At 72.2% G+C, this 17,976-nt stretch carries 20 protein-coding genes; 15 read left to right on the forward strand and 5 right to left on the reverse strand.

Annotated elements, in window-relative coordinates; translation table 11 throughout:
* Positions 1 to 291 (reverse strand): sigma factor (locus ACWEVN_RS36220; RefSeq protein WP_452054278.1); only part of this gene is annotated, 291 nt, incomplete at its 3' end.
* A gap of 70 nt (positions 292 to 361) precedes the next feature.
* Positions 362 to 1,534, reverse strand: a complete 1,173-nt coding sequence (locus ACWEVN_RS36225) for a phytase (RefSeq protein ID WP_452054287.1) — start codon at positions 1,532 to 1,534, stop codon at positions 362 to 364.
* Positions 1,535 to 1,642: 108 nt separating this feature from the next.
* Here ACWEVN_RS36225 and hisF point away from each other — a divergent pair, with 108 nt between their 5' ends.
* Genes hisF through ACWEVN_RS36245 form a run of 4 tightly spaced genes read left to right on the forward strand, consistent with a single transcriptional unit; the run spans position 1,643 to position 3,508 of the window.
* Positions 1,643 to 2,416 carry an imidazole glycerol phosphate synthase subunit HisF gene (gene hisF, locus ACWEVN_RS36230; protein WP_310976505.1) on the forward strand — a complete coding sequence of 258 codons (774 nt, stop codon included), beginning with the start codon at positions 1,643 to 1,645 and terminating at the stop codon, positions 2,414 to 2,416.
* Positions 2,413 to 2,790 (forward strand): hypothetical protein, encoded by a 378-nt coding sequence (locus ACWEVN_RS36235; RefSeq protein WP_310976503.1) that lies wholly within the window; start codon positions 2,413 to 2,415, stop codon positions 2,788 to 2,790. Before hisF ends, ACWEVN_RS36235 begins: the two co-directional genes overlap by 4 nt.
* A complete protein-coding gene (gene hisI, locus ACWEVN_RS36240) occupies positions 2,787 to 3,149 on the forward strand; it encodes a phosphoribosyl-AMP cyclohydrolase (protein WP_452054279.1) in 363 nt (120 codons plus the stop codon). Before ACWEVN_RS36235 ends, hisI begins: the two co-directional genes overlap by 4 nt.
* The gene (locus tag ACWEVN_RS36245; RefSeq protein ID WP_310976500.1) at positions 3,146 to 3,508 is read left to right on the forward strand and encodes a DUF1304 domain-containing protein; all 363 of its coding nucleotides are present in this window, start codon (positions 3,146 to 3,148) and stop codon (positions 3,506 to 3,508) included. The genes hisI and ACWEVN_RS36245 overlap by 4 nt, the downstream gene beginning before the upstream one ends.
* Before the next feature lie 8 nt (positions 3,509 to 3,516).
* Here ACWEVN_RS36245 and ACWEVN_RS36250 read toward each other — a convergent pair whose 3' ends face one another.
* Together ACWEVN_RS36250 and ACWEVN_RS36255 are read right to left on the reverse strand one after the other, a co-directional pair.
* Positions 3,517 to 4,350 carry a helix-turn-helix domain-containing protein gene (locus ACWEVN_RS36250; RefSeq protein WP_449682278.1) on the reverse strand — a complete coding sequence of 278 codons (834 nt, stop codon included), beginning with the start codon at positions 4,348 to 4,350 and terminating at the stop codon, positions 3,517 to 3,519.
* A 150-nt stretch (positions 4,351 to 4,500) separates the two neighbouring features.
* Entirely contained in the window at positions 4,501 to 5,115 is a 615-nt protein-coding gene (locus ACWEVN_RS36255; RefSeq protein WP_449682279.1) for a TetR/AcrR family transcriptional regulator, read from the reverse strand.
* A gap of 95 nt (positions 5,116 to 5,210) precedes the next feature.
* Between ACWEVN_RS36255 and ACWEVN_RS36260 the strand changes: the two genes are divergently transcribed.
* The 7 genes from ACWEVN_RS36260 to ACWEVN_RS36290 all read left to right on the forward strand — a co-directional run bounded on the left by ACWEVN_RS36260 (position 5,211) and on the right by ACWEVN_RS36290 (position 11,675).
* Positions 5,211 to 6,770: an anthranilate synthase component I gene (locus ACWEVN_RS36260; RefSeq protein ID WP_452054280.1), complete on the forward strand. Its 1,560-nt coding sequence runs from the start codon at positions 5,211 to 5,213 to the stop codon at positions 6,768 to 6,770.
* Positions 6,771 to 6,813: 43 nt separating this feature from the next.
* Positions 6,814 to 7,341 carry a Trp biosynthesis-associated membrane protein gene (locus ACWEVN_RS36265; protein WP_449682346.1) on the forward strand — a complete coding sequence of 176 codons (528 nt, stop codon included), beginning with the start codon at positions 6,814 to 6,816 and terminating at the stop codon, positions 7,339 to 7,341.
* 124 nt (positions 7,342 to 7,465) lie between these two features.
* Positions 7,466 to 8,275 (forward strand): indole-3-glycerol phosphate synthase TrpC, encoded by an 810-nt coding sequence (gene trpC / locus ACWEVN_RS36270; RefSeq protein WP_310976495.1) that lies wholly within the window; start codon positions 7,466 to 7,468, stop codon positions 8,273 to 8,275.
* A complete protein-coding gene (gene trpB / locus ACWEVN_RS36275) occupies positions 8,272 to 9,483 on the forward strand; it encodes a tryptophan synthase subunit beta (protein ID WP_449682281.1) in 1,212 nt (403 codons plus the stop codon). Before trpC ends, trpB begins: the two co-directional genes overlap by 4 nt.
* Positions 9,480 to 10,271: a tryptophan synthase subunit alpha gene (gene trpA / locus ACWEVN_RS36280; protein ID WP_452054281.1), complete on the forward strand. Its 792-nt coding sequence runs from the start codon at positions 9,480 to 9,482 to the stop codon at positions 10,269 to 10,271. The genes trpB and trpA overlap by 4 nt, the downstream gene beginning before the upstream one ends.
* Positions 10,272 to 10,405: 134 nt before the next feature.
* Entirely contained in the window at positions 10,406 to 10,972 is a 567-nt protein-coding gene (locus ACWEVN_RS36285) for a Uma2 family endonuclease (protein WP_452054282.1), read from the forward strand.
* 46 nt (positions 10,973 to 11,018) lie between these two features.
* On the forward strand, positions 11,019 to 11,675 hold the full coding sequence (locus tag ACWEVN_RS36290) for a peptidoglycan recognition protein family protein (RefSeq protein WP_449682284.1): 657 nt from the start codon (positions 11,019 to 11,021) through the stop codon (positions 11,673 to 11,675).
* Here ACWEVN_RS36290 and ACWEVN_RS36295 read toward each other — a convergent pair.
* On the reverse strand, positions 11,667 to 13,025 hold the full coding sequence (locus ACWEVN_RS36295; RefSeq protein ID WP_452054283.1) for a glutamine synthetase family protein: 1,359 nt from the start codon (positions 13,023 to 13,025) through the stop codon (positions 11,667 to 11,669). The genes ACWEVN_RS36290 and ACWEVN_RS36295 overlap by 9 nt on opposite strands.
* 55 nt (positions 13,026 to 13,080) lie before the next feature.
* Between ACWEVN_RS36295 and ACWEVN_RS36300 the strand changes: the two genes are divergently transcribed.
* Genes ACWEVN_RS36300 through lgt form a run of 4 tightly spaced genes read left to right on the forward strand, consistent with a single transcriptional unit; the run spans position 13,081 to position 17,836 of the window.
* Positions 13,081 to 14,508, forward strand: a complete 1,428-nt coding sequence (locus ACWEVN_RS36300; protein ID WP_452054284.1) for an APC family permease — start codon at positions 13,081 to 13,083, stop codon at positions 14,506 to 14,508.
* Entirely contained in the window at positions 14,505 to 15,629 is a 1,125-nt protein-coding gene (locus ACWEVN_RS36305) for an amidohydrolase family protein (RefSeq protein ID WP_452054285.1), read from the forward strand. The genes ACWEVN_RS36300 and ACWEVN_RS36305 overlap by 4 nt, the downstream gene beginning before the upstream one ends.
* Positions 15,626 to 16,795: a M20 metallopeptidase family protein gene (locus tag ACWEVN_RS36310; protein WP_449682288.1), complete on the forward strand. Its 1,170-nt coding sequence runs from the start codon at positions 15,626 to 15,628 to the stop codon at positions 16,793 to 16,795. Before ACWEVN_RS36305 ends, ACWEVN_RS36310 begins: the two co-directional genes overlap by 4 nt.
* A gap of 18 nt (positions 16,796 to 16,813) precedes the next feature.
* Positions 16,814 to 17,836 carry a prolipoprotein diacylglyceryl transferase gene (gene lgt, locus ACWEVN_RS36315; RefSeq protein WP_452054286.1) on the forward strand — a complete coding sequence of 341 codons (1,023 nt, stop codon included), beginning with the start codon at positions 16,814 to 16,816 and terminating at the stop codon, positions 17,834 to 17,836.
* Positions 17,837 to 17,976: the final 140 nt, after the last annotated feature.

Here is a 17,976-nt window from a genome sequence, read left to right on the forward strand (position 1 = left end):
CCGCTCGTCGTAGGCGGTCGCGGGGTCGGGTTCGGGCGGGCCGAGGTCGTCGAGGACGTCGTGGCTGCTCGACACCATCCGCCGCACCGCCCGCCGCCGCCAGGACAGGTACTCGTTGGTGATCATCCGCCGCACGTAGGCCGGCGGCGCGGCGATGCCGTCCCACCGCTGCTGGGCGCGCAGGAGCACGTCCTGGACGACGTCCTGCGCCAGGTGCGGGTCGTTCGTCAGGACGGTGGCGTAGCGGAGCAGCCCGTCCAGCCGCTCCGCCACGAACTCTTCGAAGGTCACACGCGTCCTTTCGGTCACTCCTGTGGACGCGCGAGGGGGCCGTGCCGCTGCACGGCGGACGGAACTTTTTTCACCGGGGCAGGACGTCCTCCAGCCGGACGAACGCGAAACCCGTGGTCGGCAGGTCCCCGGCCGACGGGCGGCGCTCGCCGTCGTGGACCACCAGGAGGCCGTGCGGGAAGCGGCGGCCGAGGGAAGCGGTGCTGATCGCCGAGCCGTCGGAGTGCTCGACCGAGTCCGTGCCGCGGCCCGCGACGATCCGCAGGTCACGGACGTGCCGGCCGTACACGACGAACCGCGAGTCGCCCTGGCTGGAGGCGAACAGCGTGCCGTTCGCCACCGCCAGCCCCTCCGCGTCGGCCGTCAGCCGGCGGCCGCCGTAGCCGGGGTCGGCGCCGTCCGGGACGCACTCCTCCGAAGCCGCGTCCCAGCGCGAGGGGACGCCGAAGGAGCGCACGCGGTCGATCAGCTCGGGCCGCCCGAAGCCCCCGGACGTCAGCGGGATCCGCCAGATCCCGACGTCTTCCTGGGCGGTGTAGAGCACGCGGCCGTCGAGCACCGAGCCCTCCAGCTGGGGTCCCTCGCCGGGCTCCTCGCACGGCGACCACGAGGTCCCGTCCGGCAGCCGGAACCGCGCCGGCAGGTCCACGGTGTCGATCGGCGCGGTGCCGACCGTCCCGCCCGGCCGGTCCACCAGCCGCAGCAGCGCCACGCGCGTTTCGTGCCGCCGGGTCACCGCGACCCACCGGACACCGGTGCGCGGGTCCCGGCCCGCGGCCAGGCCGTAGGCGGTCCGCTGCTCGTCCACTTCGGACTCCGACGCGGAGAACACCGGTGCGGCGGCGGGGTCGGTGACGTCCCGCAGCACGTGCGCGCCGGCCGCCGCGCCCGCGGGGTCGATCCGGTAGACGCGGACGCGGTCCCGGCCCCGGTCGCTGACGACGGCCAGGTCCCCGACGACATCGACGTTGTTGAACCGCCCGCCGGGGCCGGCGGGGACCAGCTGCAGGGTCCGCGCGCCGAGGTCGAACGCGGCGAGGCCGCCTTCCTTCAGGGCACCGAGGACGACGCTGCGCTCGGGGTCGCGCGGGTGCACCCAGATGGCCGGGTCGTCGGCGTCGGCGTCGGCCGGGGTGGCGCCGGCGTCGTCGACGAAGGCCTGGGTCTGGAGGACGGGCGCCGGGTCGCGGGGAGCGGCCGACGCGGGGACGGCGGTCAGGAGGGAGACGGCGGCCACGGCCACCGGGAGGAGTCTGCGCACGCGCGGAAACTAGACGAACCGGGTGGCCGGGGCGTGAACGGCGGATGCCGGATCGCGGCCGGTCCGACCCCCTTGACTACGCTGGTGGCCATGTCTGTCGCGGTGCGGGTGATCCCCTGTCTCGACGTCGACGCGGGCCGGGTGGTGAAGGGGGTCAACTTCGCCGGCCTCCGTGACGCCGGAGACCCTGTCGAGCTGGCCCGGCGCTACGACGCCGAAGGCGCCGACGAGCTCACCTTCCTCGACGTCACGGCCTCTTCCGGGGACCGCGAGACCACCTACGACGTCGTCCGCCGGACCGCCGAGCAGGTGTTCATCCCGCTCACCGTCGGCGGCGGCGTCCGCAGCAACGACGACGTCAACCGGCTGCTGCGGACCGGTGCCGACAAGGTGAGCATCAACACCGCCGCCATCGCGCGGCCGGAGTTCCTCAGCGAGGCGTCGCGGCGGTTCGGTGCCCAGTGCATCGTGCTGTCCGTCGACGCCCGCCGCGTGCCCGAGGGCGGCGAGCCGACCGCCTCCGGCTTCGAGGTCACCACCCACGGCGGCCGCCGCGGCACCGGGATCGACGCCGTCGAGTGGGCGGCCCGCGGCGAGGAGCTGGGCGTCGGCGAGATCCTGCTCAACTCCATGGACGCCGACGGCACGAAGAACGGCTTCGACCTCGAACTCCTCGAACTGGTGCGCAAGGCCGTGCGCGTCCCGGTGATCGCCAGCGGGGGAGCGGGGGCCGTCGAGCACTTCCTGCCCGCGGTGCGGACCGGGGCCGACGCCGTGCTCGCCGCCAGCGTGTTCCACTTCGGACAGCTGACGATCGGGGACGTCAAGGGCGCCCTGCGCGAAGGCGGGGTCGAGGTCCGGTGAAGTCCTGGCAGGCACCCGTCGAGGTGAAGGTGACCGCCGGCCTGCTGGTCGGGCTCCCGGTCGCGTGGGCGCTGCTCGACCTGATCCCGGTGCTGAGCGCCGGGGCGGGCCTGGCCATCTACCGGATGCCCGCGCTCGCGCTGCTGCTCGGGGCCGTGGTGACCACCGGGCTCGTGCTGAAGATGGGCAGCGCGCGGATCGGCGGCCTGGTCGTCACCGTCGTCTTCGCGCTGCTGCACGCGTTCCTGCTGCTCGCCGCCGAGCTGTGGTTCAACAAGCTGTTCTCCGGCCTGTCCTTCGCCGGCTACGGCTACGCGTTCGTCCTGCTGAACTCGATGCCGCTCAAGCGGCACATCCTGGGAGCCACCGCATGACCCTGGACGCGACCGTCTCGGCGCGCCTCAAGCGCAACGCCGACGGCCTGATCGCCGCGGTCGTCGTCGAACACGCCACTTCGGACGTGCTGATGATGGCCTGGATGAACGACGACGCCCTCGCGGCGACACTGGCCACCCGCCGCGGGACGTACTGGTCGCGCAGCCGGCAGAAGCTGTGGGTGAAGGGCGAAACGTCCGGGCACTACCAGCACGTTCGCGAGGTGCGGATCGACTGCGACGGCGATACGGTGCTGCTGCGCGTCGACCAGACCGGCCCGGCCTGTCACACCGGCACGCACACCTGCTTCGACACCGAGGAACGCCTCCTCCTGGCGGATGAGAAAGAGCACGCGTGACCATCGTCGCCGACATCCTGGTCGGGCTCGTCGCCCTGATCCACCTCTACATCGTCGTCCTGGAGATGTTCCTCTGGACGTCGCCCCGCGCCCGCGCCGGCTTCGGCACCACGAAGGAGTTCGCGGAGGAGACCAAGACGCTCGCCGCCAACCAGGGGCTGTACAACGGCTTCCTGGCGCTCGCGCTGGTGTGGGGCCTCATCGCGAGCGACCCGACCGGGTTCCAGCTCAAGCTCTACGGCATCGTCTGCGTGATCGTCGCGGGCCTCTACGGCGCCGCGACGGCCAGCAAGCGGATCCTGTTCGTGCAGGTGGTCCCCGGCGCGCTGGCGCTCATCGCGCTGCTGCTCGCGCGGTAGCCGTCCGGTCACCGGGCGGCGTCCCGGAGCAGCGCCAGGGAAGCCTCCTCGCTCAACGCGGCCTTGGCGAGCAGCCTGGCCACCTGCTGGTGCCCGGAAATCTGCGCGTCCTCGTGCAGGAAAGCCGTCGAGCAGACGTGTTCGACGGAGACGATCGGCGGCGAACCGGGGAACTCGTAGATTTCGAACGGGCCGATCAGGCCGGGGTGGTAACCGATTCCGGCGGGGACGATCCGCAGGCTGATGTTCCGGCGCTGTGACACCGCCTCCAGGTGGTCGATCTGGTCGGACATGACCCCGGGAATGCCGAAATCCTCCTGCAGGGAACGTTCGCCGAGCAAAGCGGTGAACCGGATGGGTTCGCGGCGGGTGAGAATCGCCTGCCGGGCGAGCCGGACCCGCAGTTGCCGGTCGGCCTGTTCGATCGGGACCGCGGAACTGTCCACGATGGCGCGGATGTAGTCCGGGGTCTGCAGCAGCCCGGGAACGATCAGCGGCGACCACGAGGTGATGGCGTTCGCGGTCCGTTCGAGGTCCAGTCTCGTGGTGAGCGCAAAGGGGAGATCGGTGTTGCCCGAAGCGAGCCAGTTGGGTTCGCGGGCGTGCCGGGCGAGCGCCCGGATCCGGTCGCGCTTTTCCCCGGTGACGCCGAGCAGCGCCAGGATCGCCGACACGTCTTCGACGCTCGGCAGGCGCTGTCCCTTTTCCCACACGGACAGCAACTGGGGGAGGATGCCCAGTTTGTCGGCGAGAGCCCGCAGGCCGATTTTGCGCGCTTCGCGTTCTTCGCGCAGCGAAGCGGCCAGTGTTCTCGCGGCGGGTCCCGAAGACGTTGGCTTCATGCGGCGATACTACGAATCGCTCAATTCCACGATTGTGCGAATGGTGTCCACGAATGGCGATCGGCCGCAATTCGTCCGGCATTCGGGTGACGCGCGAGCCGGTTGACTTGTGCTTTTTCTCGCGGCTTCTGCGCGATTCCGGCCGCGGGGTCAGCCGATCTCGCCGGTCAGGTAGCGCTGCAGGTTCGGCGCGATCGCCCGCACCAGCACCTCGACGTCCTCGGTGGTGAGCGGTTCGAACTTCGCCACGTACCGGACCATGCCCAGGCCCACCATCTGGGTCGCGCACAGGTTCATCCGCAGCGCGTTGCGGTCCGAGCCGATCGAGGTGATCAGCCCGCTGAAGAACCGCTGGAAGAAGTCGCGCAGCACGTGGCCGGCCTGCTCGTGGCCGGTGATGCTGCGGATGAGCGCCACGAACTGGCCGCCGCCCGCGCTGTCCCAGCGGGTGATGAACGTGCGGACGATCCGCTCGCCCAGCTCGTCGGCGGGGCCGTTGCGCAGCGCCTTCTGCAGCTCCAGGGGGTCGAACGGCAGCTCGAGGACCGCCTGGGCGAACAGGCCCTCCTTGCTGCCGAACCAGTGGTTGACCATCGCCGCGTCGACGCCGGCGCGAGTGGCGATCGCGCGCACGGTCGCACCGTCGTAGCCGTTTTCGGCGAACACCGACCGCGCGGCGTCGATCAGCGCCGTGCGGGTGTCCTGGCCGGCCGGGCGGCGCCCGCGGCGACGGGCAGTAGTCTCGGTGTGGTCCGTGGTGCTCACGACCCCATCATGACGCACGGATCCGTGAAATTCAATGAGCGTTGAATTCGACACCCGGAGAAGCCGGGTGCCGGGGGACCGGCACAATGAGGTCCATGGTCAGCGCATCCGCCGGTCCGGCCGGTCCCGGCACGGTCAGCCCGTCCCGCGAGGACTTCCGCGTCCTCGCCGAGAGCCGCCGCGTGATCCCGGTCGTGCGCCGGGTCCTCGCCGACGGCGAGACGCCGATCGGGGTGTACCGCAAGCTCGCCGCCGACCGGCCCGGCACGTTCCTCTTCGAGTCCGCCGAGAACGGCGCGTCCTGGACCCGCTGGTCGTTCATCGGCGTCCGCAGCCCGGCCGCGCTCACCGTCCGCGACGGCGAAGCGGTCTGGACCGGCACCCCGCCGGTCGGCCTGCCCAGCGAGGGCAACCCCCTGGAAGTCCTGCGCGAGACCATCGAAGCCCTGCACACCGAGCCGCTGCCCGGGCTGCCCCCGCTGACCGGCGGCATGGTCGGCTACATCGGCTATGACGCCGTGCGCTGGCTGGAAAAGCTGCCCGAGCTGGCCGAGCGCGACCTCGACGTGCCCGAGCTGACCATGCTCCTGGCCACCGACCTGGCCGCGTTCGACCACCACGAGGGCACGGTCACGCTCATCGCGAACGCCGTCAACTGGGACGACTCGCCCGAGCGCGTGGACGCGGCCTACGACGACGCCGTCGCCCGCCTCTCCGCGATGACCGAGCAGCTGCAGGTGCCCGCGCCCGCCACCGTCGCCGCGTTCGACCGGCCCGCACCGGACTTCGTGCGGAAGCGGTCGAAGGAAGACTTCCACGCGGCCGTCGAGAAGGCCGTCGAAGCGATCAAGGCCGGCGAAGCGTTCCAGATCGTGCCGTCGCAACGGTTCGAGATCCCGACCGCGGCCGACGCGCTCGACATCTACCGCGTGCTGCGGACGTCCAACCCGAGCCCGTACATGTACCTGCTGCGGCTCGAAGGCTTCGACATCGTCGGCTCCAGCCCCGAATCCCTGGTCACCGTCCGGGACGGCCGCGCGACCACGCACCCGATCGCGGGCACCCGCTGGCGCGGTGCCGACCCCGAGGAGGACGCGCAGCTGGCCAAGGACCTGCTGGCCGACGAAAAGGAGCGCGCCGAGCACCTGATGCTCGTCGACCTCGGCCGCAACGACCTCGGCAAGGTCTGCAAGCCGGGCACCGTGCGCGTGGTCGACTTCTTCCAGATCGAGCGCTACAGCCACGTCATGCACATCGTGTCCACCGTCACCGGCGAGCTGGCCGAGGGCAAGACGGCGTTCGACGCGGTCACGGCGTGCTTCCCGGCCGGGACGCTGTCCGGCGCGCCGAAGGTCCGCGCGATGGAGCTGATCGAGGAGCTCGAGCCGGTCCGCCGCGCGCTCTACGGCGGGGTCGTCGGCTACCTCGACTTCGCCGGCGACGCCGACACCGCGATCGCGATCCGCACGGCGCTGGTCAAGGACGGCGTCGCGCACGTGCAGGCGGGCGGCGGGGTGGTCGCCGACTCGGTGCCGGACTACGAGGACACCGAGTCGCTGAACAAGGCCCGGACCGTGCTGTCGGCGGTGGCCGCGGCGCAGACGATGGTGCCGGCGGGCGCCCTCGACCCGGCCGCGGACGCCGCCCGTGTCTGACACGCCGGGCCCGGACCCGGCCGCCTCGAAGCGTCCACTGTGGATGATGGTGACCGCGCTGCTGCTGGGCGCGGCCGCGTTGTGGGGTGCGTCACGGCTGACGTGGTTCGCCGAGTTCCGCGACGGCGGCGTGCGCGGGACGGTGCTCTACCGCGAGACCGGCGAGCAGCAGGCCGCCGCGCTCGTGCCGCTGGCACTGCTGGCCCTGGCCGGCGTGGCCGGGCTGGTGGCCACCGGCGGCTGGGCGCGGCGCGCGCTCGGCGTCGTGCTGGCGCTGGCCGGCGTGGCGGCGGTCTGGCTCGGGGTCGCCGGGGTCCGGTTCTCCGGTTACGCCGACGGCCTGCCGGTCACCCAGATGCTGCTGGGCCGCGGCCTGGCCGTGCTCGGGGGAATTCTCGTCGCCACCGGCGGGTTGGCAGCCGTCAAGGGTGCGTCCCGGGCCACCCGGCTCGGGGCGAAGTACGCGGCTCCGGCCACCCGGAAAAAGGTCCGTGACCCCGACGCGGAGCTGTGGGAGGCCCTGTCCGAAGGGGAAGATCCGACCGACGTGCGGGGGAGGCATTCGGAGTAACGCGCACACCCGGAACCGGGCGTCGCGGATGCGGGGGTTAGCATCGTTTCGGCGGGAAGGGGAAGGTTTTTGTGAGCGACCTTGCGAGTGAATCCGTGAGCACGCGCCCTGGTGGGGGCGCCCGGTGAGCGTGCTCGAAGACATTGTCGCCGGCGTGCGGGAAGATCTCGCCGTGCGGGAGTCCGCGCTGCCGTTCGACGAGCTGAAGCTGCGCGCGGCCGCCGCCCCGGCGCCGCGCGACGTGATGGCCGCCCTGCGCGAGTCCGGCATCGGCGTCATCGCCGAAGTCAAGCGGCGCAGCCCTTCGAAGGGCGAGCTGGCCGACATCCCCGACCCGGCCGCGCTGGCGAAGGACTACGAAGCCGGCGGGGCGCGCGTGATCAGCGTGCTCACCGAGCAGCGCCGCTTCGGCGGTTCGCTGGCCGACCTGGACGCGGTCCGCGCCGCGGTGGACATCCCGATCCTGCGCAAGGACTTCATCGTCAGCCCGTACCAGGTGCACGAGGCCCGCCTGCACGGCGCCGACATGGTGCTGCTGATCGTCGCCGCGCTGGAGCAGAACGCGCTCGTCGCCCTGCTCGACCGCGTCGAATCGCTCGGCATGACCGCGCTGGTGGAGATCCACAACGCCGAGGAGGCCGACCGGGCCCTCGAGGCGGGCGCCAAGGTCATCGGCGTCAACGCGCGCAACCTGCACACCCTCGAGGTGGACCGCGACGTCTTCTCGCGGCTGGCCCCCGGCCTGCCGATGGACGTCTACAAGGTCGCCGAATCCGGCGTCCGCGGCCCGGGCGACCTGATGTCCTACGCCGGCCACGGCGCCGACGCGGTGCTGGTCGGCGAGGGGCTCGTCGCGTCCGGCGACCCGAAGGGTGCCCTGGTCAAGCTGGTCACCGCCGGGTCCCACCCCGCCTGCCCGAGGCCGTCGCGGTGACGGGCGAACACGGCAAACACGACCCGGACGAGCGCGGCTACTACGGCCCGTACGGCGGGCGGTTCATGCCGGAGGCGCTGATCGGCGTCGTCGACGAGGTCGCCACCGAGTACGAGAAGGCCCGCCACGACCCGGAGTTCTTGAACGAGTTCAACCGCCTGCTGCGCGAGTACGCCGGCCGTCCGTCGCTGCTCACCGAGGCCAAGCGCTTCGGCGAGCACGCCGGCGGCGCGCGCGTGTTCCTCAAGCGCGAGGACCTGAACCACACCGGCTCCCACAAGATCAACAACGTGCTGGGCCAGGCGTTGCTCACCAAGCGGATGGGCAAGAAGCGGGTCATCGCCGAGACCGGCGCGGGCCAGCACGGCGTCGCGACGGCCACCGCGTGCGCGCTGCTCGACCTCGACTGCGTCGTCTACATGGGCGAGGTCGACACCGAGCGCCAGGCGCTGAACGTGGCCCGCATGCGGCTGCTGGGCGCCGAGGTGATCCCGGTCAAGACCGGGTCGCGGACGCTGAAGGACGCGATCAACGAGGCGCTGCGCGACTGGGTCACCAACGCCGACAGCACGCACTACCTGTTCGGCACGGCGGCCGGCCCGGCGCCGTTCCCGACCATGGTGCGCAATTTCCACCACGTGATCGGCGAAGAGGCCCGCGCGCAGATCCTCGAGCAGGCCGGGCGCCTGCCCGACGTCGTCGCGGCCTGCGTCGGCGGCGGGTCGAACGCGATCGGCATCTTCTCGGGCTTCTACGACGACCCGTCGGTGCGGCTGGTCGGCCTGGAGCCGGGCGGCGAAGGCATCGAGGGCAACCGCCACGGCGCGACGCTCACGAAGGGCACGCCGGGCAACCTGCACGGCGCGATGACGTACCTGCTGCAGGACGAGGACGGCCAGACGGTCGAGTCGCACTCGATCTCGGCCGGGCTCGACTACCCGGGCGTCGGCCCGGAGCACGCGTGGCTCAAGGACACCGGCCGCGCCGAGTACCGCCCGGTGACCGACGCCGAGGCGATGGACGCGTTCAAGCTGCTGTCCCGCACCGAGGGCATCATCCCGGCGATCGAGTCGGCGCACGCACTGGCCGGCGCGCTGGAGCTGGGCCGCGAGCTGGGCCCTTCGGGCCTCATCGTGGTGAACCTCTCCGGCCGCGGCGACAAGGACATGGACACGGCGGCCAAGTGGTTCGGACTGGTGAACGAATGAGCGGGCTGGACGACCTCTTCGCCTCGACGCGCGCCGAGGGCCGCGCCGCACTGGTCGGCTACCTCCCGGCGGGCTTCCCGACGGTGGCCGGCTCGAAGGACCTGATCGCGGCCTGCGTCGACGGCGGCGCGGACCTGATCGAGGTCGGCGTCCCGTATTCGGACCCGGTGATGGACGGCCCGACCATCCAGGCGGCGTCGGTGACGGCGCTGGACAACGGCTTCCGCCTCAAGCACGTGTTCGAGGTGGTCGAATCGGTGTCCGCCCGCGGCGGCCGCGCGGTCGTGATGACGTACTGGAACCCGGTGAACCGCTACGGCGTGGACCGTTTCGCCCGCGACCTGGCCTCGGCGGGCGGGCTCGGCTTGATCACCCCGGACCTGATCCCGGACGAGGCCGGCGCCTGGATGACGGCTTCGAAGGAGCACGGCCTGGACCGCACGTTCCTGGTGGCGCCGTCGTCGTCGGAGGAGCGCCTGGCGTTGACGGCGGCGGCGTCGTCGGGGTTCATCTACGCGACCGCGGTGATGGGCGTGACGGGCGCGCGCGACCAGGTCGGCGCGGGAGCGGAAGAGCTGGTCCGGCGGACGAGGGCGCACACGTCGCTGCCGATCGGCGTCGGTCTGGGTGTCCGCTCGGGCGACCAGGCGGCCGAGGTGGCTTCGTTCGCGGACGCGGTGATCGTGGGTTCCGCCCTGGTCACGGCGGCGGCCGAAGGTGCTTCGGGGGTCCGTGCGCTGTCGGCGGAGCTGGCGGAAGGTGTGCGCCGGGCCGTCACACCTGCGTGACACCCATCGCCCGATCAGAACTGTCGGTGGCGGTCTGCATACTCCTCGTGTGATGATCCACAACGAGGGGACCGAGCGAACATGCCACACTGGGACAGACCCACGGCGACGCACGGGAGCGGAGGTGAAGCGCGATGGCGGCACCGACTGAACCCGGCGCTGAATTCCACATCCCGCCGAGGCCGGAAGGGTGGACGGTCGACGAAGTTCTCGCCCTGCCCGAAGACCAGGTGTCACGGCAGCGGATCGAAGTCGTGGACGGAGCTCTTTTTGTGAGTCCCGCGCCGACCTCCCGCCACCAGCGGCTCCTGCAGAAACTGCAGTTGGCCCTCGCACCTGCGCTGCCAGACGACACCGAGCTGCTCCCCGGCGTGAACGTGCGGATCGGATCACAACGGCTGCTGATCCCCGACCTGGTGATTCTCAACTGCCCCGGCGTCGACACCGTCGCCTACGCAGCGAGCGATGTCCTCCTGGCCGCGGAAATCGTCTCACCGTCGACCAAAATCCAGGACCGGGTCCTCAAGCGGGCCATCTACGCCGAAGCCCTGATCCCGTACTACCTCCTCGTCGAGCCCGGCGACCCCATCGCGGCGACCCTGTTCGAACTCCACGCCGGCGAGTACGAACCCATCGCCAAGAGCGACAAAACGGATCTCGCGCTCACTCGCCCCTTCACCGCCACAATCCGCCTCGCCTGACCCGCCTTTGTACGAAAGCTGTACGGCGCCGCGGGAGAGTCCCGCCATGGACATCGCACACCTCCCGCGGCGCAGCTTCCTCCGCGGTGCCGCCGGGCTCGCCGTTGCCGGGGCCGCCGGCCTGGTCCTCCCCCGAGCCGCCCGAGCCGCGGGAACCGAGCCGCGGATCTACAGCTGTGCCGAGTGGGGTGCCCGGCCGCCCGCCGACGCGCTCACCACGCTCGACCACCCCGCGAACCGGATCCTCATCCACCACATCGCCAGCGCCAACAGCACCGACTACTCGCTCGCCCACGCCTTCCAGGTCGCGCGCGACGACCAGCACGACCACATCGACAACAACCACTGGTCCGACACCGGCCAGCACTTCACCGTCAGCCGCGGCGGGTATCGGCTCGAGGGGCGGCACGGCAGCCTCGACGCGCTGCGCGGCCGGACCACCATGATCCAGGGCGCGCACTGCCCCGGGCAGAACACCAACGCCATCGGCATCGAGAACGAAGGCCTCTACACCAGCGTCGAACCGCCCCAGCCGCAGTGGGCGTCGCTCGTCGTCTTCTGCGCCTACATCTGCCGCCAGTACGGCATCCCCGTCGAAGAGATCAAGGGCCACCGCGACTACTACAACACCGAATGCCCGGGCGACCAGCTCTACGCGAAGCTCCCGCAGCTCCGGAGCGAGGTGGCGAAAGCCCTAATGTAGGTACCGCATCACGGCGCACAGCTCGTCCGGCGGCAACGCACCCAGCCGGTCGAGCTCGCCGCGGCGGACGTCCATCAGCGTCGTCGCCAGCTCGGGGCCGAACGCCGACGTCAGCGCCGGGTCCGCTTCGAACGCCGTCACCGCTTCGGCCAGCGACGCCGGCAGCCGCGACGCCGAGGGGAGCGTTCCCGGGTCGACGTCGACCGGGGTCGGCAGCGGTGCCTTTTCGGAAAGCCCGGCCAGGCCCGCGAAGAGCAGAGCCGCCACCACCAGGTACGGGTTCGCCGTCAGGTCGAAGCACTTGACCTCGAAGTTCGCCGCCCGGTCGCGCTGCCCGGCCGGGCCCTGGACCAGCCGCAGCGGCGCCTCGCGGTTCTCCAGGCCCCAGGCGTGGAACACCCCGGCCCAGTGGTGCGGCTGGAGCCGCAGGTAGCTGACCACCGAGGGCGCGCCGATCGCCAGCAGCGCCGGCAGCCGGGAGAGGATCCCGGCGCCGAACGCCTCCGCCGTCTCGGTGAGCCCGAACCGCCGGTCGCCGCCGGCGCACAGGTTGCGGTCGCCGTCCCACAGACTCAGGTGGACGTGGCCGCCGTTGCCGACGCCGTCCGGGGCGAACTTCGGCGTGAACGACGCCCGCAGCCCGTGGTGCTCGCTGACCGTCCGGATCGTCTCGCGCGTCAGCACGGCGACGTCCGCCGCGCGCACCGGGTCGCCCGCCGCCACCGACACCTCGAACTGCCCGGCCGCGTACTCGGGGTGGATCTGCTCCACCGCGACCCCCTGGGCGCCCAGCGTGGACACCAGCGTCCGCAGGTAACGCGCCTGGGAAGACAGCCGCGCGTAGCCGTACGCCGGGCCCGCGGTGGCCGAGCGCGGGTCGTCCGGCGCGTCGGCCGCCGTGACCACCCACTCGATCTCGAACGCCGTCCGCACGTTGTAGCCCAGCTCCGCGAGCCGGGCCGTCGCGGCCGCCGCCAGCGCCCGCGCGTCCTGCGGGTGCGGCTCGCCTTCCTGGTCGTAGCGCCAGGCCGGCGCCCACGCCCAGCCGGGCTGCGCGGCCAGCGGCACGAGCGCGTCGAGGTCCGGGTGCAGCCGCAGGTCCCCGACCGGGCCGCGCGAGTACTCGCCACCCACCATCTCGTCGGTGGCCAGGAAGAAGTCGAACGAGTTCGACGCGCCGACGCCCCACGCCGCGGCCGACCACAGCCGGTCCACCGGGACCGCCTTCACCCGCGCGATGCCGCTGTTGTCCACGAAGGTCAGCGCGACGAGCTCCACGCCGGCGGCGCGGAGGCCGTCGGCCCGGAGTGCGCCCTGTTGCGCGAGCTCTGCCCGATCGAGCTGGCTCATCCTGCCCCCATCGCTGTTCACTGGATCCGCTCACCTGAGAAGAGAGGTGAAGATCGTGTCAGACACCGTCGAAACCCGTCCAGGGCTGCGCCGCTCCCTCTCCGTCTGGCAGGCCGTCGGCCTGTCCGTGGCGCTGATGGCCCCGAGCATGGCCGCCAACATCAACCCCCAGCAGACCGCCGCGGCCGCCGGCCGCGCGGTGCCGCTCGCCTTCCTGCTTTCCGCGGTCGGTGTCCTGCTGGTCGCGTACGGCTTCGTCAAGCTCTGCCAGTACTACCAGCACGCCGGGTCGGTGTACGCCTTCGTCGGCGCGACCCTCGGCCCGCGCGCGGGGGTCGTCTCGGGCATCGGGCTGCTCGGGACGTACACGTTCTACGCCGTCGTCACCAGTTCGGCGGCGGGCACGCTGGGCACGGCTTTCCTGACGCAGACCGGGATCTGGCCGGATCCGCCGTCCTGGGGCCCGTTCGTGCTGACGGCCGTCGCGCTGCTCGGCGCCTGGCTGCTGTCCGTGGTCCCCGCGCGCCGCGGCACGAGCACCCTGCTCGCTGTCGAAGGCGCGACGATCGCGGTGATCCTGCTGGTCACCGTGGTGATCGGCGTCCGGCTCGTCGCGGGGAACGCCCCCGGCGGCGCCCGGTTCACGATGGCGGTCTTCGTCCCGGAAACCGGGCTGTCCGGGGTGTTCCTCGGCGCGGTCTTCGGCTTCCTGTCCTTCGCCGGGTTCGAAGCCGCCGCGACGCTCGGCGAGGAAACCCACGACCCGAAGCGCAACATCCCGCGCGCGATCCTCGGCACGGCGCTCTTCGGCGGCCTCTACTTCGTGGTGGTGACGGCCGTGGAGATGATGGCGTTCGGCAGCGACGCGAGCGCGTTCCACGACTCGCCGTCCCTGCTCGGCGACCTCGGCAGCCGGTACGCGGGCGCCTGGGTCGGCGACGTCATCAGCGTCGGCGCGGCGATCAGCGCGTTCGGCTGCTGCCTCGCCTGCGTCGTCGGCGGTTCGCGGCTGCTCTACGCCCTGGGCCGCGACGCCGGCGGCGGCCTCGGCCGGACGTCCTCGCGCGGCACCCCGGTGGCCGCGGTGAGCGCCGTGACCGCCGCGGCGGCGCTGATCATCGTGGTGTGCGCGGTCTTCTTCGGCGCGACGGCGGCGGACACGTTCGCCTGGTCGGGCTCGATCGGGACGCTCATCCTGCTGGTCATCTACCTGCTCACCACGATCGGCGCGATCCTGCTGCTGTTCGTGAAGCGCCGGATGCGCGTGCCGGCCTGGCACCTCGTCTTCCCGATCGGCGCGCTCGCCGTGCTCGGGTACACCGTGTACGTCAACGTCGTGCCGTACCCCACCGAAGGCCCGGCGCGGTGGTTCCCGGTGGTGGCCGCGGCGGTGCTGGTGCTCGCCGTGATCGCCGTCCTGTCCGCGCCGCGGTTCGCTCGTAGGGTGGGGGAGAGGCTGACGAACGCGGACGGAGGCGCATGACGAGTTTGCTCCCGTTCGTCGCGGATCTGCCGCTGGTGGACCACCACTGCCACGGTGTCGTCACCCGGGACGTGACCCGCGCGGACTTCGAGGCGATGCTGACCGAGGCCGACGCGCCGTCACCGCTGGGGACGAGCCTGTTCGACTCGCTGATCGGGCTGGCCGTGCGGGCCCGCTGCGCGCCCGTGCTCGACCTGCCGAAGCACGCCCCGGCCGAGGCCTACCTCGAACGCCGCGCCGAACTGGGCGCGGCCGAGGTGGCCCGGCGGTTCCTGCGGGCCACCGGCACGACCGGCTTCCTGCTGGACGGCGGCTTCCTGCCGGACGCGCTGACCACCACGCCGGAGTTCGCCGAGCTCGCGGGCACCCGCGCGCACGACGTCGTCCGGCTGGAACAGGTGGCCGAGGCGGTGATCGGGGGAACCACCGCGGCCGGGTTCGCCGGCGCCTTCGCCGACGAGCTGGGGAACCGCGCGGCCACGGCCGTGGGGCTCAAGTCGATCGCCGCGTACCGCGTCGGCCTGGAGCTGACCGGGGAGCGGCCGTCGCCGGCAGAGGTCGAGGCCGCCGCCGGGCGGTGGCTCGCCGCGGGCGGCGGCCGGCTGGCCGACGAGGTGCTGCACCGCCACCTCGTGTTCACCGGCCTCGACCTGGGCCTGCCGGTGCAGTTCCACGTCGGCTACGGCGACTCCGACGTCGACCTGCACCGGTGCGACCCGCTGCTGCTCACCGGGCTGCTGCGGGCCACCCGTGGCCGCGGCGTGCCCATCCTGCTGCTGCACAACTACCCGTTCCACCGCCACGCGGCGTATCTGGCGCAGGTCTTCGAGCACGTGTTCGTCGACGCCGGGCTCATCACGCACAACGCGGGCTTCCGGGCGCCGGCCGTGCTGGCCGAGCTCCTGGAGCTCGCGCCGTTCGGGAAGGTGCTCTTCTCCAGCGACGCCTTCGGCCTGGCCGAGCTGTACCACCTGGGCACGGCCCTGTTCCGGCAGGGCCTGTCGGACTTCCTGCGGGCCGCGCTGGAGGCGGACGCGATGTCCGAAAAGGACGCCGTCCGGCTGTGTGCTTTGGTGGGACACGAGAACGCGAAGAGGATCTACCGCTTGGAGCACGTGTGAGTGATCTGTGGACCCGGTGGACGCAGGCGATCGCCGACGAACTGCCCGCCGCCGTCGAGCTCCGGCACGCCGTGCACGCCGACCCGCGCGGCTCCGGTGACGAGGAGGACACCGCCCGTCTGGTCGCCGGCGCGCTCGGCGCGGGCGACGGCACCCGCGTCGCCAAGACCGGGCGCGCCATCCCGCTGCCCGGCGGGGCCGGCCCGGCCGTGGCGCTGCGGGCCGAGCTCGACGCCCTGCCGGTGCTGGAGGGCACCGGCGTGCCGTGGGCGTCCGGGAACGAGTTCATGCACGCGTGCGGCCACGACGTCCACCTCGCCGCGCTGGTCGCCGTCGGCCGGGCCGCGCAGCGCGTCGGCGTGCCGCGGCCGATCCTGGCGCTGCTGCAGCCGCGGGAGGAGACGTCGCCGCCGGGCGCGCTCGACGTCGTCGAGTCCGGGGTGCTGGCCGAGCACGGCGTGGACGCGGTGATCGGCGCGCACGTCCAGCCGCGGATCGCGCACGGCGTCGTCTCGGCGGTGCCGGGGCCGGTCAACGCCTCCACCGACGAGTTCGAGGTGACGATGCACGGCCAGGGCGGCCACGCCGGCTACCCGCACCTGCTGCGCGACCCGATCCTGGCACTGTCCCAGCTGGTGGTGAGCCTGCAGCAGCTCGCGTCCCGCCGGATCGACCCGGTGTTCGGCGCGGTCTGTTCGATCGGCCGCATCCAGGGCGGCGCGGCGGCCAACGTCGTCCCCAACAGCGCGAGCGCGTTCGGCTCGCTGCGCCTGATGCGCACGAAGGACCGCGAACGGGCCTTGGAAACGCTGGCGGAGATTGTCCACGGCACCGCGCGGGCCCACGGCTGCACGGCCGAGCTGGAGATCAGCCCGTGCGAGCCGGTCCTGGACAACGACGCGGCGCTGGCCGCGGGCGCGCAGCGGTGGCTGCGGCACGCGGGCTTCGTCGTCGACGACCAGTTCCGCTCCTTCGGCGCCGACGACTTCGCCCACTACTGCGGCGGCGGCACCCGCGGGCTGATGCTGTTCGTCGGCCTCGGCGACACGGCGGGGGTGCCGAGCCTGCACGACGAGCGGTTCCTGCCGCGTGACCAAGCCGTCACCCAGGTCGCGCACGCGCTGGTGGCGGGCTACCTGGCCGCCTTGGAAGCTCCGGCGCCTTAGCGCTACGGTGGCCGCGTGATGAGCGCCTACCTCGCGACGATCCCGAGCCCCGACCGCGGTGTCTGGCACCTGGGACCGATCCCGCTCCGCGCGTACGCCCTGTGCATCATCGCCGGCATCATCGTGGCGATCTGGTGGGGCGAGCGGCGCTGGATCGCCCGCGGCGGCACCAAGGGCACGGTGATCGACATCGCGGTGTTCGCGGTGCCGTTCGGCCTGGTCGGCGGCCGGTTGTACCACGTGATCACCGACCCCGAGCTGTACTTCACCGAGGGCCGCAACCCGTGGAACGCGTTCGCGATCTGGGACGGCGGCCTCGGCATCTGGGGCGCGATCGCCCTCGGCGCGGTGGGTGCGCTCATCGCCTGCCGCCGCAAGGGCATCCCGCTGCCGGCGGTGGCGGACGCGGTGGCGCCGGGCATCGTCGTCGCGCAGGCCATCGGCCGCATCGGCAACTACTTCAACCAGGAGCTCTACGGCGCGCACACGGACCTGCCGTGGGGCCTGGAGGTCTACCAGCGCTTCAACCCGGAGGACCCGGACAACCTCCTGAACGGCGTCGCGACGGGCCACATCCCGCTGCCGGAGAGCCCGGTCCACCCGACGTTCCTGTACGAGCTGATCTGGAACCTGCTGGTCGCGCTCCTGGTGGTCTGGGCGGACCGCAAGTTCAAGCTCGGCCACGGCCGGGCGTTCGCGCTCTACGTGGCGGGCTACACGGTCGGCCGCGGCTGGATCGAGATGATGCGCACCGACACGGCGAACCACATCCTCGGGCTGCGGGTGAACGTGTGGACGTCGATCCTGCTCTTCGCGGGCGCGGTGGCGTACTTCGTGGTCGCGGGCAAGCGCGGGCCCCGGGAGGCACCGGAGACCCTGGTGAGCAAGGACGCCGCGGAGCCGGACGAGGTCCCGGCTGCGGAGGCCCCGGCCGAGGAGCCCGAGGCCGAGCCCGCCAAGGTCACGGCCGACGTGCCGGCCGAGAAGCCGGTTTCCTCGGAGGCCCAGGCCGAGGAGCCCAAGAAGACCGACGAGAGCTGACGGGGCGCTGGGTCCCAAGCGCCCCAATGTGGCGTTGGTTGCGTCCAACGCACCGAACGCCACATTGGGTGCGCTGGACGCACCGAACGCCACATTGGGGCGCTCTGGACTGACGCCGGGTCAGAGGTCCGGCAGGCCCA

This window comes from Amycolatopsis sp. NPDC003861 (assembly GCF_053605405.1).